A 26396-nucleotide genomic window follows, 5' to 3' on the forward strand; every position below is an offset into this window, starting at 1 on the left:
ATTTCCCAAGGTGCCCGCCACGGCTGTCTTCGGCGAGGCCCTTGCCCGGGCCCAGGGCATGTAACCGTGGGGCCGGTTCCCGGGCCGCTGGTTAGGATGAACCCCATGAACGATGTGATGACGCTGCGCTTCCTGGCCGCCCCGACGGACGTTTCCGAGGACGGCACCACGGTCCAGGCAGGGCGGGTGCTCGAATGGATCGACAAGGCCGGGTACGCCTGCGCCGTGGGCTACTCCGGCGGGTACTGCGTCACCGCCTACGTCGGGAACGTGCACTTCACCAGGCCCATCGAGAACGGCGACCTGATCGAGGTCACCGCCCGGATCGTGCACACCGGGCGCAGCAGCATGCAGGTGGTGGTCACGGTCGACGCCGCCGACGTGCGCGAACGGATCTTCAAGCCGGCCATGGACTGCATCCTGGTTTTCGTGGCGATGGACGAGAACCGCCGCGCCAAGGCCGTCCCGCCGTGGGAGCCGGCCGACGCCGAAGCCGCCCAGCTGGCCCAGGGGGCCGCGGACCGCGTTGCCGCGCGTGCCGAGATCCGCGAAGCCATGCGGGCCCAGGAATACACGGAGGCGGGCACCGCGCCGCGGGAGAGGTTCCGGTTCCTGGCCTCGCCCGGCGACGTGAACTGGGGCGGGAACGCGCACGGCGGGATCGTCATGCGCTGGATCGACGAGGTCGCACGGGCATGTGCCATGGGCTGGTGCGGCACGGATGCGGTGGCCGTCTACTCGGGAGGCATCCACTTCACGAACCCCATCCACATCGGCGACATCGTCGAGCTCGAGGCCAGGCTGATCCACACCGGCCCGCACTCCATGCACATCGCCGTGCATGTGCGGGCGCGGGACCCGCGCGAGACCCAGTGGCGTGACACGACGCAGTGCATGACCATCTTCGTCACCCGCGATGAGTCCGGGCGGGCCTCCGGGGTGCGGCAGCTGGTGCCCGCCAACGCGGAGGACAGGCGCCTGGACGCCCACGCCGTGGACCTCGTCCGGCGGCGCGCGGAGCTGAGCCCGCTGCGGTTCGCCACGGCGCGCGTCTACTGAAGGCCCGGTTGCGGGACCGGCGCGCTGTCACTTGCGAACAGGCGGTTCCTCTTCCCGCGAACCGTTCCGGCGCGCGCCGAGGGTTGCGACGGTGACGGTGTCCAGCCCGGGGAATTCCGGGGCCCCCTCCCGGGCCACCCCGGTGAGCCAGCTGAACGCCAGCCCGTCGCCGGTGACCTCCAGGATGGCCAGGTTGTTGTCGAACCAGGGACCCTTGATGAGATTCCAGCCAAACGGCGGGCTTGGCACGTTCGCCCTGCGCGCCATCCAGGCCCCGAACGGAACCGCCGGCCCGAAGGCCAGGGCCGCGGCAAAATAGCGCAGGAAACGGGGAAGCGGGTTGCGGATCGGCGAACAGACCGCCTGCAGGATCCTGCTGCCGCCCTCGCGTTCGACCTCGGAGACGTAGGAGAAGTGCACGTCCCCGGAGAGGAACGTGACCGTCTGCGGGGCCGGTCCGCGCTTTCCGTCGGCGACCTCGGTGGCGAGCCGCGCCACCTCCTGGAAGCTGCGCTGGAACGCGGCCCAATGCTCGAGGTCGAAACGCCGGCGCAACCGCTCGCCCAGCCACGCCCTGAGTCGCCTGCGGCTGCCGCTGGAGATGGCCTCGTCCCACGATTCCACGTGGTGCAGGCCCATGGGCAGCAGGAAGGGCAGCGAGGTGCCGATGAGCAGGTGGCGGAATCCGCCGCGCATGTGCTCGTCGAGCCAGGCAAGTTCCGCCGCATTGAGCAGGGCGCGCCGTTCGGGCTCGAGCTTGCGGGCTGCCCGGGAGTCCACCACGATCAGGCGCACCGCATCCCAGTCGCGGCAGTAGCTCCAGCGGTAGCTTTCCGGCACGGCATCGACGCGCTCGGCGAACTCGTCCAGGTCCGCGGTCAGGTCCAGCTCGCCGGGACCGGTGTGGGCCGCGACGCGCTGCCACAGCGGATCGGCCGCACGCTGGTCGGGGGAGAGGTTTCCGAGGTGCTGGTAGATCCAGTACGAGCCGAGCCCGGATACGATGCGTTCGTGCCACCAGCTGGTCTTCTGCATCTTTTGTTTCCAGCTCAGCGAGGAGTTCCAGTCGTCGCGGATGTCGTGGTCGTCGAAGATCATGGCGCTGGGCAGTGTCGAGAGCAGCCAGCGGTTGGCCGGGTCCGACCAGGCCAACCGGTACAGGTGGGCGTATTCCTCGAAGTCCTTCAGTTCGGCCCCGGGTGCCTCCTTGATGTTGCGGCGGCTGCGGATGAATTCCTGCATCTCGTCGCTGGTAGAGTCCGCATAGACCTGGTCGCCGAGGAAGAGCGCCACATCGGGCCAGTGGTCGTGCCCGGGTGCTGCCATGGCCAGGGCGTAGGCGCGCATGGCGTCGATCCCGTGGGTGCGATTGCCGGATTCGTCGTGCGAAACACTGGTGCGGCAGGAGCCAAAGGCCAGCCGTGGCTCCTTGGCCGGGTCCAGGGTGGCGATCACCGGGTCGGGAAACCCGTCCGCAACGGGCCAGGCAAGCGTCCCGTCCAGGTGCACCGTGTAGGGGCGTACGCTGCCCGATTCCAGTCCCGAGACCTCGACCAGGGCGTAGTGGTGGCCGTGCGCCGCAAAGGTCGCGGCCTGCCAGGCGTCCGCGCCGGAACGGACCTCGACGGTGCAGGCCGCGGCGGTTTCCACCCAAATGCTGGCAGAGGCTGCGTCAACGTGGCGGAGCATCGGGCCGAGCACCAAGCCCCGGTCGGTCCAGTGGCCGGTGCCGGCCGGAGTGCTTCCAATGCTCATCATTCTCTCCTGATGGTGCCGGTCACCCCAGAATGGCACAACTGAATCGTTGGGGATAGACCGCATGGCGCACCGATGCCCTGCGTCGTGGCCCGCACGCAAATACCTTCCCGGCGCCGGTCCCGGGGGTGGACTGCATAAGATGGGCTGATGAGCCCCTCCGCATACCTGCAGACCCGCCAACGATTCATCGCCGCAGCTCCGCACGAAGTCTTCGAGCTGCTGGCGAATCCGGCGATGCACCCGGTCATCGACGGATCCGGAACGGTGCGGGCCCCAAGCGGCCAGGCACAAAGGCTCGCCCTCGGGAGCGAGTTCGGCATGCAGATGCGCCTGGGCGTGCCCTATCGGATCAGCAATACGGTGGTCGAATTCGAGCAAGACCGGCTGATTGCGTGGAGGCACTTCAGCGGGCACCGCTGGCGCTACGAACTGGAACCCGACGGGTCCGGGACAACGGTGCGCGAAACCTGGGATGCCAGCCGATTGCGGCACAAGTGGATGCTGCGGCTGCTGGGCTTCACCCGGACCACCGGGCCGAACATGGAAAGGACCCTCGAGCGGCTTGCCGCCCAGTTCCCCGAAGGCAAACGATAGGGGAGAAGCGGGTTCGTCCTCCCTGTCGCCATCGCGCCGCGGGTCCGGAGCCGGGGCTTTGGCCGCTTGACCTACTACGCTGAATACCATGAGCCAGCCACCGAACCAAGGTCCGCCGAAGCCGCGGCTTGCCCCGATGCGCATCACGGTTCCGAGCCGCAGCGACGCGTTCCTGCGCAAGTTCACCGAGGTCATCGGCGGCCCGCTGGGCAGGCACAGCAGCCCGGGACGGACCAACCCCGGCTTCTTCACCGTCGAACGCGTGCTGGTCATCCTTACGGTCATCGCCGCGCTGCTCGCGGTGGTCTCGAAGAACGCCTGCCGGCTCAATGGCTGGGGCGGGACCAACTCGTATGCCTGGGCCTGCTATTCGGACTGGACCGCGCTCTTCCACGCCCGCGGCTTCGCCGACAACGCCTTCGCGCCCTTCGCCTCCGGCGCCCAGTTCGAGTACCCGGTGCTGATGTCGGTCGTCGCCTCGCTGACCGCCGCGCTCATCCCGACAGGTGAATTCGACCGTGCCCTGGCCTTCTTCGACGTGAACTTCTTCCTGGTGGCCGGGCTGTGGCTGCTGGTGGTCATCAGTACCGCGCGCACCGCCGGGCGCAGGCCCTGGGACGCGGCGATGGTGGCCCTGGCCCCGGGCCTCATCCTGGCCTCCACCATCAACTGGGACATGTGGGCCGTGGCCTTCCTGGCCCTGGCCATGCTGGCCTGGTCGCGGCAGGCCGTCTTCCTCGCCGGGGTGCTCATCGGACTGGGCACCGCGATGAAGGTCTTCCCGCTGCTCTTCTTTGGGGCCGTGATCGTGCTGGCCATCCGCACCGGGCGCTACAAGCCGCTGGGGGTGTCCCTGGCCGGGGCCGCGATGTCCTGGCTGGCGGTGAACCTGCCGCTGGCGGTGGTGAACTTCGACGCGTGGAACCACTTCTTTTCCTTCACCGAGGACCGCGGGGCCGGGCTCTCTTCCTTCTGGCACATCTGGAACGTCACCGCCGGCGTGGTCCCGGGGATGCCGGCCCTGGGCGCCTCAGCCATCAACGCCCTGGCCCTGGGGCTCTTTGTGGCCAGCTGCGCGGGGATCGCCTACCTGGGACTGCGCGCGCCGGTGGCGCCGCGGCTGGGCCAGCTGGTGTTCCTCATCGTCGCCTCCTTCATCATGTTCAACAAGGTCTACTCCCCGCAATTCGTGGTGTGGCTGATCCCGCTGGCGGCGTTGGCCTGGCCCAAGTGGAAGGACTTCCTCATCTGGCAGCTCTTCGAGGTGCTGCACTTCTGGGCCATCTGGATGTACCTCTACGCCACCACCGCCGACATCAAGGCCTCCAACACGTTCCCCACCTCCTTCTACGTGTTTGCCGTGCTGGGGCACATGATCGCCACCGGGTACCTGATGTACCGGGTAAGCCAGTCGATGTTCGACCCCGACCTGGACCCGGTGCGCCGGGTGGGCCAGGAAGACCCGCAGGCAGGCGCGTTCGCCGGGGCGGAAGACAGGTTCGTGTTGGGAGCAAGACATGGCGCATGACGCCGCAGTGATCGGGGCCGGACCCAACGGGTTGGCCGCCGCCGTGACGCTGGCCCGCGCCGGGCTCTCGGTGCGGCTCATCGAACGCAACGCCACCGTCGGCGGGGCCGCGCGCACCCGGGAGCTCGGCTACACGGGAGCGATCCACGACCTGGGCTCGGCGGTGCACCCGATGGCACTGCTCTCCCCGTTCTTCAGGCAGATCGGGCTGCGCGAGCATGTCGACTTCGTGGTTCCCGAGATCTCCTTCGCGCACCCCCTTGCCGACGGCCGGGCCGGCATCGCCTGGCGGGAGCTGGAGCGGACCGTCGCGGCGCTGGGGGCCGACGGGCCGGGCTACCGGCGGATCCTGGGGCCCGTCGTCGAGCGTATGGAGGGGACCGCGGAGCTGTTGCTGAACCCGCTGCTGCGCATCCCGCGGCAGCTTGGTCCGCTGGCCGTCTTCGGGCTGCGCGCCGCCCAATTGATGGTGCCGGGGCTGGGCACCGGCCAGGTGGCCGCGGCGATGATCGCCGGCTGCGGGGCCCACACAGCCGGCGGCGGGCGTGGACCGGCGGCAACCGGGGCCGGGCTCTTCCTGGCGGCCGCGGCGCACGCGGGCGGCTGGCCGATTCCGATCGGCGGCTCGCAGGCGATCTCCGATGCGCTGGCGGGCATGTTCGTTGCGGCAGGGGGCAGCATCGAGCTGGACACCGAGGTCACCGACCTGGCCCAGCTCCCCGAAAAGACCGTCCTGTTCGACACCTCGCCCGAGGCCATGGCCTCCATCGCGGAGAATGCCCTTCCGCAGAAGTACAAGGACATCCTCACCGGCACGCGCCGGCCCCCGGGATCCTGCCTCATCCACTACGTGCTCAACGCCCCGGTGCCGTGGCGCAACCCGGAGCTGGCCGGTGCCGGCACCATCCACCTGGGCGGCACCGCCGCGCAGATCGGGCGGGAGGAACGCCGGGTGCGCACCGATGTCTCGGCCGCGCCCTACGCGATCGTGTCCCAACCCAGCCGCTTCGATGCAAGTCGGGCGCCGGAGGGCAAGCACGTGCTCTGGGCATACTGCCATGTGCCCAACGGAAACCCCGCGGACCTCACCGCCGTGATGAACCGCCAGCTGGAGGCAGTGGCCCCGGGCTTCACCGACATCATCGAATACAGCAAGGCGGTCACCGCGCCGGGGTTGGCCGCGCAGAACCCCAACCTGGTCGGCGGAGACCTCTCGGGTGGTGCAACCGACATGCGCGGCATGCTGATCCGCCCCACGTTGTCCACCGATCCGTGGCGGACCCCGGCCAAGGGGATCTACCTGGCCTCCAGCTCGACCCCGCCGGGTCCCTCGGTGCACGGAATGAGCGGCCACCTGGCGGCCAAGAGCGCGCTGCGCCACGAGTTCGGGATTCGCCGGTAGGCGTCCGGCATTCCACGGGGTGGTAGTAGACGAAAACCTTTATGCCCATGCACATCCTCATGCTTCCCCAGATGCCCTGCATAGGAGTGGGGGCGGGCGGGACCTTCGTCAGGAAGATTCCCCGGGATCCACTCGACTCATCGGGTAGTCATTTCTTGACCAGCTCGGCCATGGCTGCCGCCTTCATGGAATCTGGTGCGTCCGAGTTAGGCCCGCCGAAGGCCTCCTGCGAAGCTAGGCCAAGATGATTCCGCGATGGGGAAGTTTACGTGGTTCTTCAGGCAAAGGTGCTTAAAGGGTGACCCGAGGGGTTTCAAGATCACTGGCCTCGCGCGAGCGAAGCTGAGACACCTTAAGCGATCCTCCTGGAGAAAGAGGAACGCGTGATCCGACGGGCATCAACATGCATAACGAAATATAAGAAGCAATAACAAAAGTTGTTACCATCTGGCAGATCTTTTTATTACATGGCGGTGGATTCCCCCATGAACCGGTGAAGCCCCGGCAGCTCGCGGGAGAGCGCTGATGCTTGGACTCAACCATTCGGTGGAGCCGGCCCGCCTGTGCGCGGCGCTACGCTGGGTGATGTGACCATTCCCGCCGCGCAACCGAGACCAGGTGCCGAACCGCGTCCACTTGATACCCAAGCGGGCTCGGCCGGCGAGATGGTGCTGCGCGTCCTGCGCGTGGGGCTGCACGTCGGCTTTGCCGCGCTGCTCGGCGTCGGACTCATCCGCGTGCTGCTTTCCGAACCGAGCATGGCCCGGCGGATCACGGCAATCGCCTTGACCGCGTTGCTGGCCGCCCTCTACCTGGCCGGAACCATCCAGGAAAAACGGCATTCCGCCGGACGCGCACCGAGCACCGTGCGCTGGGCCAAGTGGTGGCTGGCCGGGGTCGTGGTGCTGTGGCTGGTGCTGCTCTACCTGCACGCCGACTATTCCTGGCTGGCGTTCCCGCTCTTCTTCCTGCACCTGCACATCCTGGGCCACCGGCACTCGCTCTTTGCCGTCGCGATGCTGACGGCCGCGGTCGTTGCCGCCGGCTGGTACCACTCCGGATCGCTCGCGCTGCCCCAAGTCCTGGGACCGGTGGTCGGGGCGATCTTCGCGGTCATCATGGGCATGGCCTACCGGGCGCTGTACACCGAGGGCGTTAACCAGCGACTGGCCCTGGACGAACTGCGCGCCACCCGTGCGGCGCTCGCCGAGGAACAGCACCGCGCCGGGACCCTGGCCGAGCGCACCCGGTTGGCCCGTGAAATCCACGACACCCTGGCCCAGGGGCTCTCCAGCATCGTGCTGGTCTCCCGCTCCGCCTCGGCGGCCCTGGCCGCGGGGGACACCCAGGCGGCTGCCGAACGGCTCGAGACCATCGGGGCCACGGCCTCCGAGAACCTGGCCGAGGCGCGCGATTTCGTCGCAGACTTGTCCTCGGCCGGCGACGGAGCACGCTCCCTGGCCGGGCGGTTGCGCAGGCTCTGCGCCTCCACCGAACGCACCGCAGTGGCCGCCGGCCGCGGATTCGACGTGGCCTTCCGGCAGGACGGAACCGCGACCCCGTTGCCGGCGGAGGTTGCCGCCGCACTCTGGCGTGCCGCGCAATCCGGTCTGGCCAACGTCGCCGCCCATGCCCACGCCTCCCGCGCGGTCTTGAGCCTGGGCTACCTGCCCGACGCCGTCACCCTGGACATCTTCGACGACGGGGACGGCATGGACACCGGCGACATCCCGGCCAAGCCCCGCGCCGACGGCACCGGTTACGGCCTGGCCGGCCTGCGCGAGCGCCTGGGTCTGCTCGGCGGATCCCTGGAGATCGAATCCGCACCCGGGGAGGGGACGGTATTGGCCGTCCGCATCCCGCTCACCACCGCAGAAAGCAGCTTGTGATGCCCAACCTGAAGATCATGCTCGTCGATGACCACCCCGTGGTGCGCGCGGGCCTGCGCGCGGTGCTCACCGAGCAGGGCGGGCTCTCGGTGCTGGCCGAGGCCGGCGACGGTGCCGCCGCCCTGGCACAGCTCGAACGGCTCAAGACCCTGGGCCAGCACGTGGATGTGGTGCTCATGGACCTGCAGATGGACGGCATGGACGGGGTCACGGCCACCGCGAAGATCCGCGCCCAAGAGGGGCCACCGGTGTTGATCCTGACCACCTACGACTCGGACGCGGACATCCGGGCGGCGCTGGATGCCGGGGCGGCCGGCTACCTGCTCAAGGATGCCCCGCTGCCCGACGTGCTGGCTGCGGTCGAAGCAGCGGCGGCCGGGGAACAGGTCCTCTCGGCGGACATTGCCGCACGCATCACCCCCGAGGCCCGTGCCAACTCCACCGACCTGAGCCCGCGCGAACTCGAGCTGCTGCAGCTGCTGGCCCGCGGGCAGAGCAACAAGGAGATCGCCGGCGAACTTTTCATCTCCCAGTCCACGGTCAAGACGCACCTGATCCACATCTATGACAAGCTCGGGGTCGACAACCGCACCGCTGCCATCGACAGGGCCCGGGGCAGCCGCCTGATCCGCTAGCTTTCCGCGGCGGACTTCGCGCGCAGTGTCTCCAACATGAGCGGTTCCATCTTGTCCCGCAGGTGTTGGTTTCCCTCCACCGAGAGATGCAGCCCGTCCGGTCCCACGAACCGGTCGAGGTCCTCGACGAGCCAGCCCTCGGCGATGGGATCAACGAATCGGGCCCCGGCCGAGTGCGCCGCCCGCTCGAGAACGTCCCGCAGGGCCAGGCGCCGGGCCTCCGGGTGGGCGCTGTAGGCCGGCGGCCCCACCACCAGGAAGGTGGCATGCGGGGCCCGCCGCCGGGCGGAGGCGTAGATTTCGGCGATGACCGGAGCCAGGTCCGCCGGGTCGTGGCGCAGGTCGTTGACCGAGCCGAAGAACAGCACGAGGTCGGCCTGAGGCGTCACCGCCTGCTCCACCTGCCACGCGAAGGTGGTTCCGGTGAGGCCGACGTTCAGGTAGCCGCTTCCGTTTTGTGCGGTGTTGAGGATCTCCAGCGGCACAGTGTCGTCCCGGTGCGAGGCGGCGATGAGGTTCGGCCAGGCGTTCGCGGGGCTGGTGCCGAATCCGGTGCTCAGCGAGTCGCCAATTACCACCACGTTGCGCACGGGGGACGGCAATGCCGAGGTGCGTGTAGGCGACGGTGTGTCGGGACCGACCGCTTGGCAGCCGGTGAGGACCAACGCCGCAAACAGGGCCAGCAGGCCAAGGACCGCCGCGCCTTGCCTGTTCTTTCGCCGGGCCATGATCTTGTCCTTTTCCAGGCCGACGGGCTCCCAGGAACTTCCGCCCATGATGAACCGCCTCAGCCCCTTAGGCAATATTCTTCCCGAGCCAAGGCCGCCGGGGAACCGGCCGGCTCCTCGGCTGCCAGGGTGCAGTCGAGGATGCCGGACTCGGTGTTGTTCCAGGTGTGGAGTGTTCCGCGGGCCTCTTCGTTCCCGCAGGCCAAGGTGAACGGCAGACTCGCCTCCTCGACGGCACGGTAGGTCACGATCCTGCCCTCTCCTTCGACGTCCTGGAAGGTCGTTTCCAGCGATTTAACCCCGGACAGGAGGCCGTCCGCGGGAAAACCTATGTCCTCGCTGATCGTCCCGGTGAAACGTGCCATGTCTTGGGGGCCTTCGTCTTCGAAGGTAATGAGCGGGCTGTAGGCTCCGTTCAGGAGTGTGGTACCGGAGATCCCTCCCGGCCCCGTATCCACAGCCATGACTGCGAAGACCTTCCAGCCTTCGACGAGTGCCTCTCCTGCCGTGGCGACGGGATCTTGGCAGTCCTCCCAACCGCTGGGAATCGCGGAGGCCGACTGGATTGGTGCGGGGACCGGGGGACTTTGCGAGGGCCCGGGGTCGTCCAACGGGACGCACCCGGCAAGCAGCAGGACCGCTGCCGCCAGCGAGGGGACGACCAGGGCAGGCCTTGCCGCGCCGCGAACAGTTGACTTCACCGATTTCCCCCTGATGTTGCTCTTTGGCCCCAACCTATACCGCGGATGCGGGCGAACCCCGCAAGGTGTCCTTAGTGTTGGGGCGGCGCGTCCCACGGCCCGGGCTGCACCCAGGGTCCGGGCGCGGCGAGCACCGGTGCCGGTGCCGGTGGAACGGACCGGCGCTGGATGTTGCGCTTGTTCGCCAGCTTCACGATGACCAGGACGAACACCGAGGTGGTGATGATCGAGGCGATCAGGCTTGGCAGGTCGCTTTCGGTGGCGCTGACATCGACCAGCCCGATGGCACCCAAGCCGAAGATGACCGAGTTGTTCACCACGTGCAGCGCGATGGCCGCCTCCAGCCCGCCGGTCCGCCAGGCCAGCCATCCGGCCGCCAGGGCAAAGAAGCCCACATCCAGCTGCCCGTAGATGTCGTACAAGTGCCCGGCCATGAACAGCGGGATGGGCAGGAGGATCGCGAAGGCGGGGTGGCGCAGCCAGCCGCCGATCAGCTGCATCAGGTATCCGCGGAACACGTACTCCTCGGCCGTGGCCTGGAACGGAACCAGGAGCAAGGTCAGGATCAGCATCATCCACATGTCCGGTGCGTTGAAGTCCGGTGCGATGCCGCGCCCGGCCATGGCATCCAGCGCGAAGGAGAGCCCGAAGCTCAATGCCAGGACCGCAAGGGCCACGGCCATGCACTGGCCCAGCCAGCCCCAGCGCATGCGCCCGGTGACCGAGGTCAGCGAGCCGACCTTCTGCACGTTCATCATCCGGGTGGCCAGCAGGATCACCGGCAGCATCACGACCAAGGTGGCCATGGAGAGTATGAAGACGGCCGGGTCGGACATGTCGATGTTGGTGGTGTCCATGACCACAGCATCCATGGAGGCCTCCAGCTCGGGGTTGCCGAGCGCGGCGACAACGAAAACGATCCCCGCCAGCAGCATGATGCCCACGTACAGGCCCAGGGCGATGAGCCCCACCATGAGCGGCTTCCACCAGCGATAGGCGCCATAGGTGCGGGCCAGCCGGTGGTACTCCAGCGGTTCGGCCGGGACGGGTGCCGGGGCCGGGACCACCGGACCCCGGTAGGCGGGGTGGGCTCCGGGCTGCGGGTCGTGGGCCGGCGGCGGGTACGGCGGTGGAATGGTGTTCATGCCACCATTGTGTATCAGTCGGTGCCCTGTTGGCCTCGGCAATTCGGACGATCTTTGCGCTTCCGCCGGGGCAGGGGAATGTGGTCCTTTCGGCCGATGCCCGCGCGTTCGCGCCGCCGGTAACGTTAAGCCAATGACCACAGTGAATGCAGCATCCACCAAGGCATCGATACCGCGCGCAATTCTCGCGCATTCGTGGCGGCTGGGCCTGGGGCTGCTGCTGGGGTTCCTGGGTTTCGGGCTGGTCTACGAAGAATATTCCCCCGGCAACCCCGCGGACGTGGACGCGGTGGGGCTCGTGATCGGGTTGGACATCCTCTGCGGGCTGGCGGCGTTCGTGCTGTACCCGTTCCGCCACCGATTCCCCGTGCCCGTGGTGGCGGCCCTCGTACTGCTTTCCATCCCCTCCGCATTCGCCGCCGGCATCACCATGATGGGAGTGGTGTCACTGGCCACCCGACGCAAGGCGTGGGAAATTGCAGTGACCTCGGCGCTGTTTGTCGGTTCGATGCTGGTCGGCGAACGCCTGGCCGCCACGGTGCTGATACCCGTTGGCGAGGCCCTGGCCTGGTGGGAAACCACCATCACGGCCCTGGTCCTGCTCACCGTGATGGTGCTTGGCGGCATGTACATCGGGGGACGGCGGCAACTGGCGGCCGCGCAGCGCGAGCAGATGCACAGCGCCCAGCGGGAACGCGAGGCCCAGATCCACGCGGCCAAGGCGGACGAGCGCACCCGCATTGCCCGGGAGATGCATGACGTCCTGGCGCACCGGCTCTCGCTGGTTGCCCTGCATTCCGGTGCCCTGGAATACCGCAGCGACCTCTCACCGGAGGAAACCCGGCAAACGGCCGGTGTCATCCGGGAGAACTCGCACCTGGCCCTGGGCGAGCTGCGCGAGGTGCTGGGCATGTTGCGCGACCCCAACACGCTGCGCGAGGACGAATCGGCCAGGCCGCAACCCACGCTGGACCAGCTGGAACAGATCCTGGCGGACAGTCGGGCCGCCGGCACCGCGGTCAACCTCGAGCTGGAGCCCGATACCCGGGAACGGCTGGACGCCCTGCCGCAGGGCACCGGGCGCCACCTGTACCGGATCATCCAGGAGGTGCTGACGAACGCCCGCCGACACGCGCCCCGGCAAGAGGTCAGGCTTCTGGTCGGCGGTGGCGGCGGCGAGAGGCTGTTCCTGCGGGCATCCAACAGGCTGGACGTCGGGCCGCGGGAAGCACCCGGGCCGGGGAGCCCTCCCGGTTCCGGCCTGGGCTTGACCGGCCTGGCAGAGCGGGTCCGGCTGGCCGGCGGGGAAGTGCAGATCGAGCCGGAAGAACAAGGCGAATTCGTGTTGAAGGTGTGGCTGCCGTGGGGAACGTAGACGAAGTGATCCGGATCGTGCTGGTCGATGACGAGAACCTGGTGCGCGCCGGGCTGCGCATGATCATCGAATCGGACCCGCGCGTCGAGGTCGTGGGCGAATGCGCCGACGGGCGGGCGGCGGTGTCCCTGGTGGACTCACTGGCACCGGATCTGGTGCTGATGGACATCAGGATGCCGGTCATGGACGGGCTCTTGGCCAGCGAGGAGATCCTGCGGGCCGACCCGGGCCAAAAGATCCTGGTCCTGACCACGTTCAACACCGACGAGATGGTGCTTTCCGCGCTGAAGATGGGTGCCAGCGGATTCCTGCTCAAGGACACCCCGCCGGCCGAACTGATGAACGCCATCAACCAGGTGGCCGCCGGGCGGACGATGCTCTCCGAATCGGTCACCAAGCAGCTGATCTCGGTGGCCGGTTCGCGCCCGGAGAGCTCGCGGCGCAACCTGGCCCTCGAGAAGCTGGGCGTGCTCACCGGGCGGGAACGGGAGATCGCGGTGGCGATGGCCCGCGGCCACTCCAACCAGGAGATCGCACAGCAGCTGTTCATCTCGCTGGCGACCGTGAAAACCCACATCGGCCGGGTGCTGGAGAAGCTGGGCATGGACAACCGCGTCCAGGTGGCACTGTGCGTCTTCGAATCCGAGGCCGGCTGATTCCGGGCCCGCGGCATGCGGTGGCTTTACCGGAACTCCGGCACCCCCTAGGGGGAAACCCGTACGCCGAAAGAGTGACGGCCTCACCCCTGAAGATCATCCACTTGGGCGGCGACGCACCGAGAGAAACTCCGTACCGTTGGAGACATGATCACAGCAGAGGCGTTGACCAAGAACTACGGCACCAAGCGTGCGGTGGACGGGGTTACCTTTACCGTCCAGCCGGGCAAAGTCACCGGCTTCCTTGGCCCGAACGGGGCCGGAAAATCCACCACCATGCGCATGGTCGTCGGGCTCGACCGGCCGTCCTTTGGCAACGTGACGGTCAATGGCCGCAGGTACGCCGAGCATGCCGCGCCGCTGCGCGAGGTCGGGGCCCTGTTGGAAGCCAAGTCCGTGCACAAGTCGCGCAGCGCCCGCACACACCTGCGGGCCCTGGCGGCAACCCACTCGATCCCCAACACCCGCGTCGACGAGGTCATCGAACTCACCGGCCTGGGGGCTGTCGCTTCCAAGAAGGTCGGCGGCTTCTCGTTGGGCATGGGCCAGCGGTTGGGCATCGCGGTCGCCCTGCTGGGTGACCCGCAGACGCTGATCCTCGACGAGCCGGTCAACGGGCTGGATCCCGAGGGCGTGCTGTGGGTCCGGAACCTCGCCCGCCACCAGGCCTCCCAGGGCAAGACGGTGTTCATCTCCTCACACCTGATGAGCGAGATGGCCCTGACCGCCGACCACCTGATCGTGATCGGGCGCGGGCGCATCATTGCCGACGCCCCGATCGAGCAGATCATTGGCGGCAGCAACGTGCCGACCTGCAGGGTCAAGACCGACTCGGCCGAAGACTTGATGAACGCGCTGGCCGCCGAAAACGTGCAGTTGACCCGGGTCGATGCCCAAACCATCCAGGTCGCCGGGCTTGATGGCCGGGCCATCGCGACCCGCGCCCTCGACAGGCAGATCCTGCTCTACGAGTTGACGCCCGTGAAGCAGTCCCTCGAAGAGGCCTACATGGCGCTGACCCAAGACGAGGTCGAGTACCACTCCCACCTTGGCAACGAGCTTGCCGCCACGAGCACCGGAAAGCAGGGCTAGCCATGAGTACCGCAACCATGAAACGACCACGTTCCGCCGCGCCCGGTGCCGCCGGAAGCGGAAAGCTCAGCTTCCCCGGAGTGCTGCGCGGCGAATTCATCAAGTTCTTCTCGCTTCCCTCCACCATGATCCTGATCTTGGCCACCATCGTGGTGATGGTGGCATTCGCCGCACTGGGCGCATGGCTTATCGGCTGGTCCATGGGCATGGCCGCGGAGTCCCCGGAAATGGCCGCATCCATGGGGGACATGGGAGAGGCCACCGCGGCACTGCCTACCAGCGGACTGGCCTTCGCCCAGCTGATCATCGGGGCGCTGGCCGTGATGGTCATGAGCTCCGAGTTTGCCACGGGCGCAGCACGTTCAACCTTTGTCGCCGTCCCCACGCGCCAGCCCGTGTTCTGGGCCAAGACGCTGATGATCGGAATCGTTTCCGCGGTGGTGGCGACCGTGTCGATTCTGCTGTCCTTCGCCGTTGCCAAGCCCATCGCCGGCGCATACGACCTGGAGCTGGTGTTCTCTTCCGAGGCGTTGCAGCGCGCCATGTGGGTCGGCGTTCTCTACGTGGTCATGGTGTCGCTGATCGGGATGGCTCTGGGGGCCCTGCTGCGCAACTCGGCCGGAGGCATCGTCGTGCTTGCGGCGCTGTTCTTCGTCCTTCCGCTGGCCATGGGCGGGTTCAGTGCCCTTGCCGATTGGTTGGCCAAGGCCATGCGCTTCCTGCCGGACCAGGCAGGTGCCGCACTGATGCAGCTCCAACTGGCCCCAGGCGGCCTGGAGCAATGGCAGAACGGGCTGGTGGTCGCCGCGTGGATCGTCATCCCGCTGGTCGCCGCGGCCGTGGTGCTGCAGCGCCGCGACATCTAGAATCCCCCGATAGGTCGCTAGGCTCAAGACATGAGTGAAAACACGGCGCCGGCCTCCGGAACCCCGGAGGCCAGCTTCGCCGAGATCTCGGCACAGCGCATCGGGCCCCTGCGTGCCTACATGCGCCGGAACCCGGTGCTGGTCAACGCCTCCGTCGTGCTGCTCTACTTCCTGCTGACCATTGTGAGCCTGGTCGAATCGGTGCTCTCGGAGCACTGGGCCACCACCGGCCTGTTGACGATCACCGGAGTCTGGCTGTACTTCCGGCGCCGCTGGCCGATGTTCGTGCTGATCATGGTGGTGCTCTTTGACTCGGCCGCAACGCTGCTGGATTCCTCGTATTTCGGCGGCAGCGCCGGTTTGTGGATCGCGCTGTATGCCGCCTCCACAAAATATGCCGCAAGGCGCATGTTCGCGCTGACAGCCCTGATCACCGCGCTGCAGGGGTTGATCTTCGTGATCATCGGGCTGCCGGCGATGTTCACTGATTCCGCAGAGGACCAGGCCGCGCTGGCGGAAATCGGCGGGCGGAACCTGACCATCACACTCTCCCTGGCCTTCCTGCTGGGCACCAACGCCGCGGCCGTGGCGATCGGTGCGGCGGTGCGCAACCACCGGCTGCACGAGGCCGAGCTGGACAACTGGGCCAAGCGCGTCCAGACCCTGGCACAGGTGCGCGAACGCACCCGCATCGCCCGCGAGATGCACGACGTGGTCGCGCACTCGCTCTCGGTGATGATCGCACTCTCCGACGGGGCGGCGGTGGTGCTCAAGCGCGATCCCGTCCGTGCCGGGGAGGTGCTGGCCGAGCTCTCCGGCACCGGGCGGCGCGCGCTGGGGGACATGCGACGGGTCATCGGGGTGCTGCGCACCGGAGACGGGGCATCCCTGGAACCGCAACCGGCCGGAGGGTCGCTGGAGGAAATGCTCGCCGGGTTCAAGGTGGCGGGGCTGCCGCTGCGCTATTCCACCTCAGGCCCGGCGCTGCCGGACGACGCCACCTTCCAGCTGACCGTCCACCGCATCATCCAGGAATCGCTGACCAACGTGCTGCGCTACGGCCGCAACGTCACCGCGGTCGAGGTGTCCGTGGCCCGGGTGGACCAAGACGTCACGGTGCGCATCCACGACGACGGCACGCACCAGGAGGCACGCCGCGAACTGGTCGGATCGGCCCAGGGCATCCGCGGCATGAAGGAACGAGCCGCGCTCTTCGACGGCACGCTATATGCCGGGCCGGCCTCCGCCGGCGGCTGGAGCGTGCTGGCCAAGCTCAAGTTGCCGCACCCGACCCGCTGCCCCGGGGAAACGCCCGCGGGCACCGGCACGCAAACCGCACCCAAGACCCAACACCAAGGATCGTGAGCAAAACCATGCCCGAAACCACCGACCAAACCACCGCGCGCATCGGGGTGCTGCTGGTCGACGACCAGCCGCTGCTGCGCATGGGATTCCGGCTCATCCTCGAGGGCGAGGATGACCTGGCGATCCTCGGCGAAGCCTCCGACGGGGCCGAGGGCGTGGCGCTTGCCGCCAAGATGAAGCCCGACGTGGTGCTCATGGACGTGCGCATGCCGGTCATGGACGGCATCGAGGCGACCGGACGCATCGTGCGCGAACACCCGGAGGCGAAGGTCATCATCCTGACCACCTTCGACCTGGACGAGTATGCCTTCGCCGGGCTGCAGGCCGGGGCGAGCGCCTTCCTGCTCAAGGACGTCGCTCCCGAGGAACTGGTCAACGCGGTGCGCCTGGTCGCCTCCGGAGATGCGGTGGTCGCCCCCCGGGTCACCGCCCGGCTGCTGGAAACCTACGTGCGCGCCGGCGGGGCCAACCGTCCCGCACCGGCCCCGGAACGCGATCCGCTGCTGGGGGACCTGACCCCGCGTGAGCTCGAGGTGCTCGGGGCCATGGCCGAGGGGCTGTCCAACGCGGAGATCGCGCACCGCTTCTTCCTCTCCGAGGCCACCGTGAAGACCCACGTGCGCCGGATCCTGACCAAGCTGCACCTGCGCGATCGCGTGCAGGCCGTGGTCTACGCGTACGAAACCGGGTTGGTCATCCCCAGCCAGGGGCTGGACTACTAAAGGACGCATGCCCATGAACTCCGAATTCCTGCGCAGCCCCTGGCTGCTGCTGGCCGTGGTGCTGGGGGTGCTCGGCGCCTTCCTGATCACGCTCTTCGCGCTGCCCATCCCCGGTTGGGCTAGCATCGTGCTGGGGGTCGGCGCCCTCGTGGTGGCCCTGGTCCGCACCCGCTACTAGGGCCCGGATCCCCGGCTCCACGCACGTTTTTCGGCACCGCACCGCCGGAGCCCCCGCCCGCAACCTACGTCAAGGGAATCGAATGTCCAGCGCAGCCATCGAGCACATCAACGACCTCGCCGCCTTCGTCGCGGCCTCGCCCTCGTCCTTCCACGCCGCCGCCGAGGCCGCCCGCCGGCTGGACGCGGCCGGGTTCACCGCCTTGAACGAGGCCGACGCCTGGGAGCCGGCCCCCGGAGGGCACTACGTCATCCGCGACGGGGCGATCATCGCCTGGGTGCAGCCCGAGGACGCGACCGCCACGACGGGTTTCCACATCCTGGGCTCGCACACCGACTCGCCCTCCTTCAAGCTCAAGCCCAAGCCCACCACCGGCGCCCACGGCTGGCTGCAGGCCGGGGTCGAGGTCTACGGCGGCCCGCTGCTGAACTCCTGGCTGGACCGCGAGCTGCTGCTGGCCGGGCGCCTGGTGCTGCGCGACGGCACGCAGCTGCTGGCCCGCACCGCCCCGATGCTGCGCTTCCCGCAGTTGGCCATCCACCTGGACCGGGCCGTGAACGACGGGCTGGCCCTGGACAAGCAGCAGCACATGAACCCGGTGTGGGGGATCGGGGACCCGGCGGAATCCGACGTGCTGGCCGTGCTGGCCGCATCCGCCGGCGTGGACGCGGCCGACATCGGCGGCTACGACGTGGTGGTGGCCGACGCGCAGGAAGGGCAGGTCTTCGGCGGCTCGGGCGAGTTCTTCGCCTGCGGCCGGCTGGACAACCTCTCCTCGATGCACGCCTCGCTGGCCGCGCTGATCGAACACGCCGAAACCGGCGGCGGGGAGCACATCGCGGTGCTGGCCGCCTTCGACCACGAGGAAATCGGCTCGGCCTCCCGCTCCGGGGCCTGCGGCCCGCTGCTGCAGGACGTGCTCGAGCGCATCGGGCACACCCTGGGGGCCACGGGCGAGGACCGCAATCGCGCCTACGCCGACTCGTTCTGCCTCTCCGCGGACGCCGGGCATTCGGTGCACCCCAACTACCCCGGCCGCCACGACCCGGCCAACCGCCCGCTGCTGGGCAACGGCCCCCTGCTGAAGATCAACGCCAACCAGCGCTACGCCACCGACGCGGTGGGGGCGGCGCTCTTTGCCCGGCTCTGCGCTCAGGCGGATGTCCCGTACCAGGAGTTCGTCTCCAACAACCAGATGCCGTGCGGATCGACCATCGGCCCGCTGACCGCCACCCGGCTGGGCATCCGCACCGTGGACGTGGGCATCCCGCTGCTGTCGATGCACTCGGCCCGCGAGCTGTGCGGCGTGGAGGACCCGTTGCGCCTGGCCAAGATCTCCGCCGCGTTCTTCGCCGCCTGATCGGCGTCGGGTCGGCGGCGGACGGTGGGCGGGCAGATGGAGAACGGCGGGGCCGTGGTGGGACTTGGAACCAAGCCCGTCCTGGCGGGGGAGCGGGTCATCCTGCGCCCCTTCACCAAGGCGGACATCGCGGCCATGGGCCCGATCCTTGCGGATCCCGAGGTCTTGAAGCTGACCGGGTCGGTGCATTCGACCCGGGATGCCGAATCGGCGGACCCGGGCCTCGACGCCGCCACCAGGGCCTGGTACGAGGGGCTCGCCACGCGCAACGACAGGCTCGACTTGGCGGTGGTGGATGCGGCCGGCGGGCACTGCGTGGGCGAGGTGGTGCTCAACGATCTGGATGCGGAAAACCGCTCGTGCGGCTTCCGGATCCTGCTGGGCCCCGCCGGCCGGAACAGGGGACTGGGCTCGGAGGCGACGGCGCTGCTGCTGGAGCATGCCTTCAGCAATACGACCCTGCACCGCATTGCCCTGGAGGTCTACGACTTCAACCCGCGGGCCCGGCACGTCTACGAGCGCGCCGGGTTCATCCTCGAGGGCACGGCGCGGGCCGCGCTGCTCTTTGACGGGCGGTGGATCGACGCACACGTGTTCTCCATCCTGGCCACCGACCCCCGCCCGGGCCCCGCCGCCCGTTCCTGAGCTCCGTGGCCTGCCGGCCACCGGGGCGTCACCCGATGTTCACCCGCCCGTGCTTTGCTCGCGGACATGATCGCCGAGCAAAGCACGCCACGCCGTTTCCTGCCCGAGGTCCAGTCCCTGCGCGCCGTGGCGGTGCTGCTGGTCCTCACCTACCACCTGGAGCCCCGGCTGGTGCCCGGCGGGTTCATCGGGGTCGACGTGTTCTTCGCGATCTCCGGCTTCCTGATCACCGGGCACCTGCTGCGCGAGGTGCGCCGAACCGGGCGCATCGACCTGCCCGGGTTCTGGGCCGCACGGGTGCGGCGGATCCTGCCCGCAGCGTTCGCGGTGATCCTGGCGGTGCTGGCCGTCACGCTGGTGCTGCTGCCGGCAACGCAATGGAAATCCGTGGGCACCGCGGCGCTGGCCTCCGCGTTCTCCGTGGAGAATTGGCTGCTTGCGGCAAGCTCCGTGGACTACCTGGCCGCCGAGGAGGCGCCCACCGCGCTGCAGCACTTCTGGTCCCTCGGGGTCGAGGAGCAGTTCTACCTCTTCTGGCCGCTGCTGGTGCTGCTGGCCGTGTGGCTCGGAAACCGGTGGGTGCAGGGCGGGTTGCGCCGCACGGCGGGCCGGCGGGAAGCGTCCGCCGGGTTGCCGCGCACCGGTCTGCTGCTGGTCTTCGGTGCAGTCATCGCGGCATCGCTGGCCTATTCGATGGTGCTGGTTGCCGCGGGGAATCAGGCGGCCTACTTCGACACCGGCGCCCGGGTCTGGGAACTCGCCGCGGGCGGGTTGCTGGCGCTTTTCCTCGCCCCGCCCGGGACCGGGACCCAGCCCCTGCGCGCCCGCTGGTTCGAGGGCCGTCGGGCCCGCACCGCGTTGGCCTGGGCGGGGTTCGGGACGATCGCGGTCGCGGCCTTCGGGTACGGGGCGGGCACCGCGTTCCCGGGGCTTTCCGCGGCCCTGCCGGTGGCTGGAACCCTTGCGGTGATCCTGGCGGGGGAAACCCGTGGCGCCCTGGCCCCGCAAAAACTCCTTGAGGCCCGGCCCGTGCAATGGGTCGGGGACATTTCCTATTCGTTGTACCTGTGGCATTGGCCGGTGATCACCTTCTTCCTGTTCCTGGCCGGACGGGAGCCGGGCCCGGCCCAGAGCCTGGGGCTGCTGGTGCTCTCGTTGCTGCTCGCTGCGGCCTCCCACCGCTGGATCGAAACCCCGGTGCGCGCCCTGGCCCCGCTTGCCGCCTCGAAATGGCGGGCGCTGGGTGCCGGTGCGGTCGCGGTCGCGGTGGTCGCCGCGCTGGCCCTGGCGCCCGGAACCCTCGCCCAGCGGGAGATCATCGCCGCCGAACGTGCCGCCGCCACGTTGCTGGCCGCCCCGCCTCCCGGCTTCGGCGCCGCATCGATTGCCTCCGGCGCGCCGGCCTACCTGCAGGGCGTGAACCAGATCGTCCCGGTGCCCGCGGAAGCCGAGCGCGACCTGCCCGACCTGGGCGATTGCGTCCAGAAACCGCAGTCGCCGAGCACCCGCGAATGTTCCAGGGGAGCGAAGGACGGCTCACTGACCATTGCCCTGGTCGGCGACTCGCATGCCACGCACTGGTATCGGGCGCTGGAGGCCTCCGCCAAGCGCCACGGGTGGACGCTGTTGACCTACCTGAAGAACTCCTGCCCGTTCTCCGGCACCAAGCGCATCGCCGAGGCCAACGGCAGCATCTCCTGCAGCGGGGCAAACCAGGACACGCTGGAGCGCATCCTGGCACGCGGGGACGTGGACGCGGTGGTGACCAGCCACTGGGCCGGGTCCACGTTCGAAAGCGGTGCGGCCGAGGGCTTCGCCGGCTACTGGGGGCAGCTCGAGGACGCAGGCATCAAGGTCTACCCGATCATCGACACCCCGCGCCCCGGGACCAGGACCTACGCGCGGGACTGCGTGGCGGAGCACCCCACGGACCTGGTGTCCTGCGGGGCTCCGGTGGCCAAGGCCTTCGAGGCCAACGACACCACCCGTGCCGCTGCAGCACGCGAACCACGCGTCGACGTGCTGGATTTCTCCGACCAGTTCTGCGCGGACGGATTCTGCCCGGCGGTGATCGGCAACGTGCTGGTGTATCGGGACAAGCACCACGTCTCGGACACCTACATGCGCACCCTTGCCCCGGTCTTTGACGCCCGGCTGGGCGCGTTGCTGCGTGTTGATGGATTGGGCTGAGGGCCCGCGCGAAGGGCGTGATGCACCGCACCGGACACGGTCGGGAGAATCCCTGGTTTTCCGCTAGAATGGTTGAGGCTGTTTCTGCCGCACCCGGCAATCGGGTTGCGGCGACAGCAAATGCAAAGAACCTCCTGTTGCGGAAATGCCGTGACCGTTTAGCCCAAAGGAGGTGGGTTCACATGCGTGCTTATGAATTGATGGTGCTGATCGACCCCGAGGTCGACGAGCGAACCGTTGAACCAACCCTCGGTAAGTTCCTGGACGTTGTCCGTAACGATGGTGGAACCATCGAGAACGTTGACATCTGGGGCCGTCGCCGCCTGGCCTACGACATTCAGAAGAAGAATGAGGCCATTTACGCGGTAGTTAACTTCACCGCCACCCCCGCTACTTCCGCAGAGCTTGACCGCCAGCTGGGCCTCAATGAGACCATCATGCGCACCAAGATCACCCGCCCGGAAGAGGCAAAGGTCGTTGCAGAGTAATTCTGCTCTTCGATCTTCGTAGAACAACACTTTAGGAGGCTCCAATGGCAGGCGAGACAGTCATTACGGTTATTGGTAATTTGACCGCTGACCCGGAACTGCGTTTCACCCCGTCAGGATCGGCCGTGGCGAACTTCACCATTGCATCGACCCCGCGAACCTTCGACCGCCAGACCAATGAATGGAAGGACGGCGACACGCTGTTCCTCCGTGCGTCGGTGTGGCGTGAGGCTGCCGAAAACGTCGCTGAGACGTTGACCAAGGGCATGCGCGTCATCGCCCAGGGCCGCCTCAAGTCGCGTTCCTACGAAACCAAGGAAGGCGAAAAGCGTAACGTCACCGAGCTTGAGGTCGATGAAATCGGCCCGTCGCTGCGTTACGCCTCCGCAAAGGTCACCCGTACCCAGCGCTCCGGCGGTGGCGGTGGTGGCTTTGGTGGTCAACAGCAGAACGCCGGCGCCAACGCCGGTGGATTCGGCGGCGGCAACCAAGGCGGCGGCGGTGGATTCGGCGGCGGCAACGCAGGCGGAAACACCGGTGGCGGCTGGAATGCACCCGCGGCCGATCCATGGGGAGCTCCTGCCGGAGGAAACAACGGCGGATGGGGCAACCCGGGTTCCGACGAACCACCTTTCTAAACAAATTTATTCACCATCCCGCAGAAAATTCTGCGGGCTCCACCTGATAAAGGAGCTCCACGATGGCTAAGGCTGAACTCCGTAAGCCCAAACCAAAGTCCAACCCCTTGAAGGCCGCTGACATCACTGTCATCGACTACAAGGACGTAGCATTGCTGCGCAAGTTCATTTCGGATCGCGGAAAGATCCGTGCCCGTCGCGTTACCGGCGTTTCCGTACAGGAACAGCGCAAGATCGCACAGGCCATCAAGAACGCGCGCGAAGTGGCATTGCTGCCTTACTCCGGCGCTGGCCGCGGCTAAGGAAGGTATACCAACATGGCAAAGCTCATTCTGACCCACGAAGTTACCGGCCTTGGTGCCGCAGGCGACATCGTCGAGGTGAAGACCGGTTACGCACGTAACTACCTTCTCCCGCGCGCCTTCGCCATCACCTGGAGCAAGGGCGGTGAGAAGCAGGTTGAGTCGATCAAGGCCGCCCGTGCTGCTCGCGCCGTTGCTTCCCTGGAAGAGGCACAGGCACTTGCCGCTTCGATCTCGGCCAAGCCGGTCAAGCTGACCGTCAAGGCCGGCGCTACCGGTCGCCTCTTCGGCACCGTGAAGACCGAGGACATTGCCAAGGCTGTTGCAGCCGCTGGCTTGGGCTCGATCGACAAGCGCAACATCGAGATCAACGATCACATCAAGTCGACGGGTAACTACTCGGCGACCGTGCGTCTGCACACCGATGTCTCCGCGACCGTTGCACTGCAGGTTGTTGCCGCCAAGAAGTAATTTCTTGCGCATCCGCCGTCTTGGCTGACGGCCAACCACTGTGGACCCCGCCCTTGGCGGGGTCCACAGTGGTTTAAGGTCCGCTCCTGGCCACCGTTCCCGCGGATCGGCTGGCCAGAGGTCTGGCGCATGGCCTCGGCGTCCCGTAGCTTTGCGGCAGGAAACCGCTGTCGACCGGTTCCGCAGTCCAACCCGGGCCACGGGCCCTGCATGCCGCTCCAACAGGAAGGCGCGAGGATGAAACTGACACTGACCGAATTCGTGAGCTTGGACGGGGTCTGCCAGAGCCCCGGGGCTCCCGACGAAGACACCACCGACGGATTCACGCAGGGCGGATGGTTCGTCCCGCACATGGATGCGGGGTTCGTCGACCAGGCCGCGCAATGGCTGGCACAGGCCGATGGGCTGCTGCTGGGCCGCCGCACCTACGAGGCCTTCGCACGGGACTGGCCGCAAATCACCGATCCGGACGATCCTTTCACCGCCCTGATGAACTCGCTGCCCAAGTATGTCGCCTCGCAGACGCTGGCCGAGGGAACCTGGAACCCGACCACGGTCCTCTCCGGCGACGTTGCCGCCCGTGTCGCGCAGCTCAAGGCCCGACCCGGCAGGGAACTGCAGATCCACGGCAGCGCCAGGCTGGCGGGATCGCTGCTCGCCGCGGGCTTGATCGACGAACTCAGGCTCGTGGTCGCTCCCGTCGTCCTGGGGCGCGGCCGGAGGCTCTTCCCCGCCGGCGGCGCGCCGGCGGGACTGCGGTTGGCCGACAGCAAGGCGACGGGAGGCGGTCTGGCCATCCTGGTCTACGAGAACGCCGGAATCCCGGCCTATGCGACCTACACGGGTGCCTCGGACGTGGGCTGAACGGCCACCCGCCCCAAGATCGCCCCCGGATGGCCGCATCCTGCCATGTGGTCGTAGGATCTTCGATTCTTACGCTTCATGACCTCGTATGTCGAAACAAACTTTGACGGAGTCGCAATATTTCTCCTAACGTTAGTGGTGAATCAAGAGCGTCAACATTCAAGCCCTGGCTTGTTGGCCGGCAACCCTCTCACGGTGGTGGGGTGCTCCAGGTGATGATTCGGCCTTCCGGAACCCCGGGGGCAAGTACCGCACACCTCGCTGTTCCATGCGTGCATTTCGCGCAGCCGCGAAGGTGGGCCGAAGCCGAAGGATTGAGCACCATGACACTCACCTCTGACCTCACACCCGATACCCTGCGCAACGTCTTTGCCCAGCACCCATCCGGCATTGCCGCACTCTGCGCCATCGTCGACGGGCAGCCGCAGGGAATCGTGGCCTCGTCGTTCACGGTCGGCGTATCCATGGATCCGCCGCTGGTGATGTTCGCGGTCCAGAACACCTCGAAGACCTGGCCGCTGGTGCGCACCAGCGGGCGCATCGGGGTTTCGGTGCTCAGTGAAAAGAACGAGGGCGTCTGCCGACAGATCGCCTCCAAATCCGGGGACCGCTTTGCCGGGCTTCGCCTGGATTCAACCGACGAGGGCGCCCTGTTCCTGCATGAGGCCACCTTGTGGCTCGACTGCTCGATCGAGCAGGAGATCCCGGCCGGCGACCATCACGTGGTGCTCCTGCGCGTGCACGGCCACCAGACGCACGAGGAGACCAATCCGCCGCTGGTGTTCCACGGTTCGGCCTTCCGCCGCCTGGAGGCCCAGCAGATGGTCTCCTGAAGGCCACCGAAACGCAAGGGCTCCCCGCCCGCCACCCCGAACCCATGATTCGGAGCGGCAGGCGGGGAGCCTTCTTCGCTGATGCGGTGCTCAGCCCTGCGGCTGGACATGGACCACGTCCATCATGTGCCGGTACCCGTCGCGGGCAAGCCGGGCCAGGACCTCGACATCGACATCGGCAAGCTTGTTTACGTACAGGCAGCCCGCTCCCCGCTTGTGCTTGCCGAGCTGGGCAAGGAGAGCGGGTGCCGTCGGTGCGTTGGTCAGCCCGTAGAGGGCCAGGTTGGAGGAACGCGGTGAGAAGCCGATGGCGGCCGCATCTCCCTCGCGGCCGGACTCGTACCTGTAGTGATAGGTGCCGAAACCGACGATCGTCGGTCCCCACATGGTGGCGGTCCGGCCGCTGGCCTCTTCCATCATCTCCAGCAGGAGCTCGGCGTCGGCGCGCCGCGTCGGGTGTGGCACCGCCGCAATGAACTCGTGGGGATCAATGGGTGTCGGTGCGGTCTTGTTGGCGGCCATGCGGCCCAGTATGTCAGGGCTTGGTGATGTGCATCAATGCCCGTAATCCCCAGATCCGTGGCGAGCTCCGGCGTGTCTGTGGATAGCTTGTGGGTAACTCTGGAAACGGGGGTGGATTAACCGCGGAATCTCGGGGTTTTTGCATGTATAACCCACTTTTACGCCTGTGGAGGATGTGGATAACTAGTTTGTATCCACAGGCATGGAATTGCATAACGCCTAGTCAAACGGCTGTAACCACCAAATATCTTGTGTAATCCACAACGTTCTCCCCAGACTGTGCACACAACACGCCGCGAGGTTCACAGGTTATCCACACGCCCTGTGGATAACCGTGTTGGGTTTGACGGAAATCAGGTCTATGGTGACAGTGTTCCCCACCTATTTCCA

The 26396-nt window shown here is 67.6% G+C and carries 27 protein-coding genes and 1 riboswitch; of the genes, 22 read left to right on the top strand and 5 right to left on the bottom strand.

The genetic code is table 11. The features are described 5' to 3' along the window. The first annotated feature begins 105 nt into the window (after nt 1–105). Nucleotides 106–1059 (top strand): acyl-CoA thioesterase, encoded by a 954-nt coding sequence (locus tag J2T21_RS03130; protein ID WP_307578399.1) that lies wholly within the window; start codon nt 106–108, stop codon nt 1057–1059. Between the two features lie 27 nt (nt 1060–1086). Here the strand turns inward: J2T21_RS03130 and J2T21_RS03135 are convergent, their stop codons facing one another. Next, nucleotides 1087–2814, bottom strand: a complete 1728-nt coding sequence (locus J2T21_RS03135; protein WP_307578401.1) for an alkaline phosphatase D family protein — start codon at nt 2812–2814, stop codon at nt 1087–1089. Nucleotides 2815–2964: 150 nt separating this feature from the next. On the opposite strand from J2T21_RS03135, the gene J2T21_RS03140 reads away from it, so the two are divergent. The 5 genes from J2T21_RS03140 (at nt 2965) to J2T21_RS03160 (ending at nt 8865) form a co-directional block, all read left to right on the top strand. Next, on the top strand, nt 2965–3411 hold the full coding sequence (locus J2T21_RS03140; RefSeq protein ID WP_307578403.1) for an SRPBCC family protein: 447 nt from the start codon (nt 2965–2967) through the stop codon (nt 3409–3411). An 88-nt stretch (nt 3412–3499) separates the two neighbouring features. Next, nucleotides 3500–4939: a glycosyltransferase family 87 protein gene (locus J2T21_RS03145; protein ID WP_307578405.1), complete on the top strand. Its 1440-nt coding sequence runs from the start codon at nt 3500–3502 to the stop codon at nt 4937–4939. Continuing rightward, the gene (locus J2T21_RS03150; protein WP_307578407.1) at nt 4929–6341 is read left to right on the top strand and encodes a phytoene desaturase family protein; all 1413 of its coding nucleotides are present in this window, start codon (nt 4929–4931) and stop codon (nt 6339–6341) included. The genes J2T21_RS03145 and J2T21_RS03150 overlap by 11 nt, the downstream gene beginning before the upstream one ends. 665 nt (nt 6342–7006) lie before the next feature. Continuing rightward, nucleotides 7007–8230: a sensor histidine kinase gene (locus tag J2T21_RS03155; RefSeq protein ID WP_373457896.1), complete on the top strand. Its 1224-nt coding sequence runs from the start codon at nt 7007–7009 to the stop codon at nt 8228–8230. Further along, nucleotides 8230–8865 (top strand): response regulator, encoded by a 636-nt coding sequence (locus J2T21_RS03160; protein WP_307578411.1) that lies wholly within the window; start codon nt 8230–8232, stop codon nt 8863–8865. Before J2T21_RS03155 ends, J2T21_RS03160 begins: the two co-directional genes overlap by 1 nt. On the opposite strand, the gene J2T21_RS03165 is transcribed toward J2T21_RS03160, so the two are convergent. The 3 genes from J2T21_RS03165 to J2T21_RS03175 all read right to left on the bottom strand — a co-directional run bounded on the left by J2T21_RS03165 (nt 8862) and on the right by J2T21_RS03175 (nt 11439). Continuing rightward, the gene (locus J2T21_RS03165; RefSeq protein ID WP_307578413.1) at nt 8862–9641 is read right to left on the bottom strand and encodes an SGNH/GDSL hydrolase family protein; all 780 of its coding nucleotides are present in this window, start codon (nt 9639–9641) and stop codon (nt 8862–8864) included. The genes J2T21_RS03160 and J2T21_RS03165 overlap by 4 nt on opposite strands. An 11-nt stretch (nt 9642–9652) precedes the next feature. Then, nucleotides 9653–10294 carry a hypothetical protein gene (locus J2T21_RS03170; RefSeq protein ID WP_307578415.1) on the bottom strand — a complete coding sequence of 214 codons (642 nt, stop codon included), beginning with the start codon at nt 10292–10294 and terminating at the stop codon, nt 9653–9655. Between the two features lie 71 nt (nt 10295–10365). Beyond that, on the bottom strand, nt 10366–11439 hold the full coding sequence (locus tag J2T21_RS03175) for a CPBP family intramembrane glutamic endopeptidase (protein WP_307578417.1): 1074 nt from the start codon (nt 11437–11439) through the stop codon (nt 10366–10368). A 133-nt stretch (nt 11440–11572) separates the two neighbouring features. Between J2T21_RS03175 and J2T21_RS03180 the strand changes: the two genes are divergently transcribed. The 16 genes from J2T21_RS03180 (at nt 11573) to J2T21_RS03255 (ending at nt 25484) form a co-directional block, all read left to right on the top strand. After that, complete coding sequence (locus J2T21_RS03180) at nt 11573–12814, top strand: sensor histidine kinase (RefSeq protein ID WP_307578419.1); 1242 nt, start codon at nt 11573–11575, stop codon at nt 12812–12814. Beyond that, the gene (locus J2T21_RS03185; RefSeq protein WP_307578422.1) at nt 12802–13470 is read left to right on the top strand and encodes a response regulator; all 669 of its coding nucleotides are present in this window, start codon (nt 12802–12804) and stop codon (nt 13468–13470) included. Before J2T21_RS03180 ends, J2T21_RS03185 begins: the two co-directional genes overlap by 13 nt. Before the next feature lie 147 nt (nt 13471–13617). Further along, nucleotides 13618–14562: an ATP-binding cassette domain-containing protein gene (locus J2T21_RS03190; RefSeq protein WP_307578424.1), complete on the top strand. Its 945-nt coding sequence runs from the start codon at nt 13618–13620 to the stop codon at nt 14560–14562. A gap of 2 nt (nt 14563–14564) precedes the next feature. After that, nucleotides 14565–15428 (top strand): ABC transporter permease, encoded by an 864-nt coding sequence (locus J2T21_RS03195; RefSeq protein WP_307578426.1) that lies wholly within the window; start codon nt 14565–14567, stop codon nt 15426–15428. 30 nt (nt 15429–15458) lie between these two features. Continuing rightward, on the top strand, nt 15459–16793 hold the full coding sequence (locus J2T21_RS03200; RefSeq protein WP_307578427.1) for a sensor histidine kinase: 1335 nt from the start codon (nt 15459–15461) through the stop codon (nt 16791–16793). 8 nt (nt 16794–16801) lie between these two features. Then, the gene (locus J2T21_RS03205) at nt 16802–17515 is read left to right on the top strand and encodes a response regulator (protein WP_307579525.1); all 714 of its coding nucleotides are present in this window, start codon (nt 16802–16804) and stop codon (nt 17513–17515) included. A gap of 13 nt (nt 17516–17528) precedes the next feature. Then, entirely contained in the window at nt 17529–17693 is a 165-nt protein-coding gene (locus tag J2T21_RS03210; protein ID WP_307578429.1) for a hypothetical protein, read from the top strand. 82 nt (nt 17694–17775) lie between these two features. After that, on the top strand, nt 17776–19053 hold the full coding sequence (locus J2T21_RS03215) for a M18 family aminopeptidase (RefSeq protein WP_307578431.1): 1278 nt from the start codon (nt 17776–17778) through the stop codon (nt 19051–19053). A gap of 36 nt (nt 19054–19089) precedes the next feature. Continuing rightward, entirely contained in the window at nt 19090–19698 is a 609-nt protein-coding gene (locus tag J2T21_RS03220) for a GNAT family N-acetyltransferase (protein WP_307578433.1), read from the top strand. Between the two features lie 66 nt (nt 19699–19764). Further along, a complete protein-coding gene (locus J2T21_RS03225; RefSeq protein WP_307578435.1) occupies nt 19765–21888 on the top strand; it encodes an acyltransferase family protein in 2124 nt (707 codons plus the stop codon). 182 nt (nt 21889–22070) lie between these two features. Further along, nucleotides 22071–22376, top strand: a complete 306-nt coding sequence (rpsF, locus tag J2T21_RS03230; RefSeq protein ID WP_071213679.1) for a 30S ribosomal protein S6 — start codon at nt 22071–22073, stop codon at nt 22374–22376. Between the two features lie 44 nt (nt 22377–22420). Further along, nucleotides 22421–23014: a single-stranded DNA-binding protein gene (locus J2T21_RS03235; RefSeq protein ID WP_071213680.1), complete on the top strand. Its 594-nt coding sequence runs from the start codon at nt 22421–22423 to the stop codon at nt 23012–23014. Nucleotides 23015–23076: 62 nt separating this feature from the next. After that, complete coding sequence (gene rpsR / locus J2T21_RS03240; protein WP_007269381.1) at nt 23077–23316, top strand: 30S ribosomal protein S18; 240 nt, start codon at nt 23077–23079, stop codon at nt 23314–23316. A 15-nt stretch (nt 23317–23331) separates the two neighbouring features. Next, the gene (gene rplI / locus J2T21_RS03245) at nt 23332–23787 is read left to right on the top strand and encodes a 50S ribosomal protein L9 (RefSeq protein WP_113763847.1); all 456 of its coding nucleotides are present in this window, start codon (nt 23332–23334) and stop codon (nt 23785–23787) included. A gap of 237 nt (nt 23788–24024) precedes the next feature. Then, nucleotides 24025–24651, top strand: coding sequence for a dihydrofolate reductase family protein (locus tag J2T21_RS03250; RefSeq protein ID WP_307578446.1), 627 nt, complete (start codon nt 24025–24027; stop codon nt 24649–24651). 141 nt (nt 24652–24792) lie between these two features. Further along, nucleotides 24793–24906: riboswitch (SAM riboswitch) on the top strand. A gap of 68 nt (nt 24907–24974) precedes the next feature. Next, nucleotides 24975–25484 carry a flavin reductase family protein gene (locus J2T21_RS03255; RefSeq protein ID WP_307578448.1) on the top strand — a complete coding sequence of 170 codons (510 nt, stop codon included), beginning with the start codon at nt 24975–24977 and terminating at the stop codon, nt 25482–25484. Between the two features lie 90 nt (nt 25485–25574). Here the strand turns inward: J2T21_RS03255 and J2T21_RS03260 are convergent, their stop codons facing one another. Beyond that, nucleotides 25575–26006 carry a DUF1801 domain-containing protein gene (locus J2T21_RS03260; RefSeq protein WP_307578450.1) on the bottom strand — a complete coding sequence of 144 codons (432 nt, stop codon included), beginning with the start codon at nt 26004–26006 and terminating at the stop codon, nt 25575–25577. Nucleotides 26007–26396 lie beyond the last annotated feature (390 nt).

Origin of the sequence: Paeniglutamicibacter psychrophenolicus, from assembly GCF_030812255.1 — a bacterium.
GTDB lineage: Bacteria > Actinomycetota > Actinomycetes > Actinomycetales > Micrococcaceae > Paeniglutamicibacter > Paeniglutamicibacter psychrophenolicus_A.

Excerpts from the sequence above, each read along its gene's own strand:
- J2T21_RS03160 (WP_307578411.1), top strand. The coding sequence starts at position 8,230 with ATGCCCAACCTGAAGATCATGCTCGTCGATGACCACCCCGTGGTGCGC.
- J2T21_RS03145 (WP_307578405.1), top strand. The coding sequence starts at position 3,500 with ATGAGCCAGCCACCGAACCAAGGTCCGCCGAAGCCGCGGCTTGCCCCG.
- J2T21_RS03205 (WP_307579525.1), top strand. The coding sequence starts at position 16,802 with ATGCCCGAAACCACCGACCAAACCACCGCGCGCATCGGGGTGCTGCTG.
- J2T21_RS03215 (WP_307578431.1), top strand. The coding sequence starts at position 17,776 with ATGTCCAGCGCAGCCATCGAGCACATCAACGACCTCGCCGCCTTCGTC.
- J2T21_RS03175 (WP_307578417.1), bottom strand. The coding sequence starts at position 11,439 with ATGAACACCATTCCACCGCCGTACCCGCCGCCGGCCCACGACCCGCAG.
- J2T21_RS03155 (WP_373457896.1), top strand. The coding sequence starts at position 7,007 with ATGGTGCTGCGCGTCCTGCGCGTGGGGCTGCACGTCGGCTTTGCCGCG.
- J2T21_RS03195 (WP_307578426.1), top strand. The coding sequence starts at position 14,565 with ATGAGTACCGCAACCATGAAACGACCACGTTCCGCCGCGCCCGGTGCC.
- rplI (WP_113763847.1), top strand. The coding sequence starts at position 23,332 with ATGGCAAAGCTCATTCTGACCCACGAAGTTACCGGCCTTGGTGCCGCA.
- J2T21_RS03140 (WP_307578403.1), top strand. The coding sequence starts at position 2,965 with ATGAGCCCCTCCGCATACCTGCAGACCCGCCAACGATTCATCGCCGCA.
- J2T21_RS03200 (WP_307578427.1), top strand. The coding sequence starts at position 15,459 with ATGAGTGAAAACACGGCGCCGGCCTCCGGAACCCCGGAGGCCAGCTTC.
- rpsR (WP_007269381.1), top strand. The coding sequence starts at position 23,077 with ATGGCTAAGGCTGAACTCCGTAAGCCCAAACCAAAGTCCAACCCCTTG.
- J2T21_RS03190 (WP_307578424.1), top strand. The coding sequence starts at position 13,618 with ATGATCACAGCAGAGGCGTTGACCAAGAACTACGGCACCAAGCGTGCG.
- J2T21_RS03135 (WP_307578401.1), bottom strand. The coding sequence starts at position 2,814 with ATGAGCATTGGAAGCACTCCGGCCGGCACCGGCCACTGGACCGACCGG.
- J2T21_RS03130 (WP_307578399.1), top strand. The coding sequence starts at position 106 with ATGAACGATGTGATGACGCTGCGCTTCCTGGCCGCCCCGACGGACGTT.
- rpsF (WP_071213679.1), top strand. The coding sequence starts at position 22,071 with ATGCGTGCTTATGAATTGATGGTGCTGATCGACCCCGAGGTCGACGAG.
- J2T21_RS03165 (WP_307578413.1), bottom strand. The coding sequence starts at position 9,641 with ATGGGCGGAAGTTCCTGGGAGCCCGTCGGCCTGGAAAAGGACAAGATC.
- J2T21_RS03180 (WP_307578419.1), top strand. The coding sequence starts at position 11,573 with ATGACCACAGTGAATGCAGCATCCACCAAGGCATCGATACCGCGCGCA.
- J2T21_RS03255 (WP_307578448.1), top strand. The coding sequence starts at position 24,975 with ATGACACTCACCTCTGACCTCACACCCGATACCCTGCGCAACGTCTTT.
- J2T21_RS03235 (WP_071213680.1), top strand. The coding sequence starts at position 22,421 with ATGGCAGGCGAGACAGTCATTACGGTTATTGGTAATTTGACCGCTGAC.
- J2T21_RS03260 (WP_307578450.1), bottom strand. The coding sequence starts at position 26,006 with ATGGCCGCCAACAAGACCGCACCGACACCCATTGATCCCCACGAGTTC.
- J2T21_RS03225 (WP_307578435.1), top strand. The coding sequence starts at position 19,765 with ATGATCGCCGAGCAAAGCACGCCACGCCGTTTCCTGCCCGAGGTCCAG.
- J2T21_RS03210 (WP_307578429.1), top strand. The coding sequence starts at position 17,529 with ATGAACTCCGAATTCCTGCGCAGCCCCTGGCTGCTGCTGGCCGTGGTG.
- J2T21_RS03150 (WP_307578407.1), top strand. The coding sequence starts at position 4,929 with ATGGCGCATGACGCCGCAGTGATCGGGGCCGGACCCAACGGGTTGGCC.
- J2T21_RS03250 (WP_307578446.1), top strand. The coding sequence starts at position 24,025 with ATGAAACTGACACTGACCGAATTCGTGAGCTTGGACGGGGTCTGCCAG.
- J2T21_RS03220 (WP_307578433.1), top strand. The coding sequence starts at position 19,090 with ATGGAGAACGGCGGGGCCGTGGTGGGACTTGGAACCAAGCCCGTCCTG.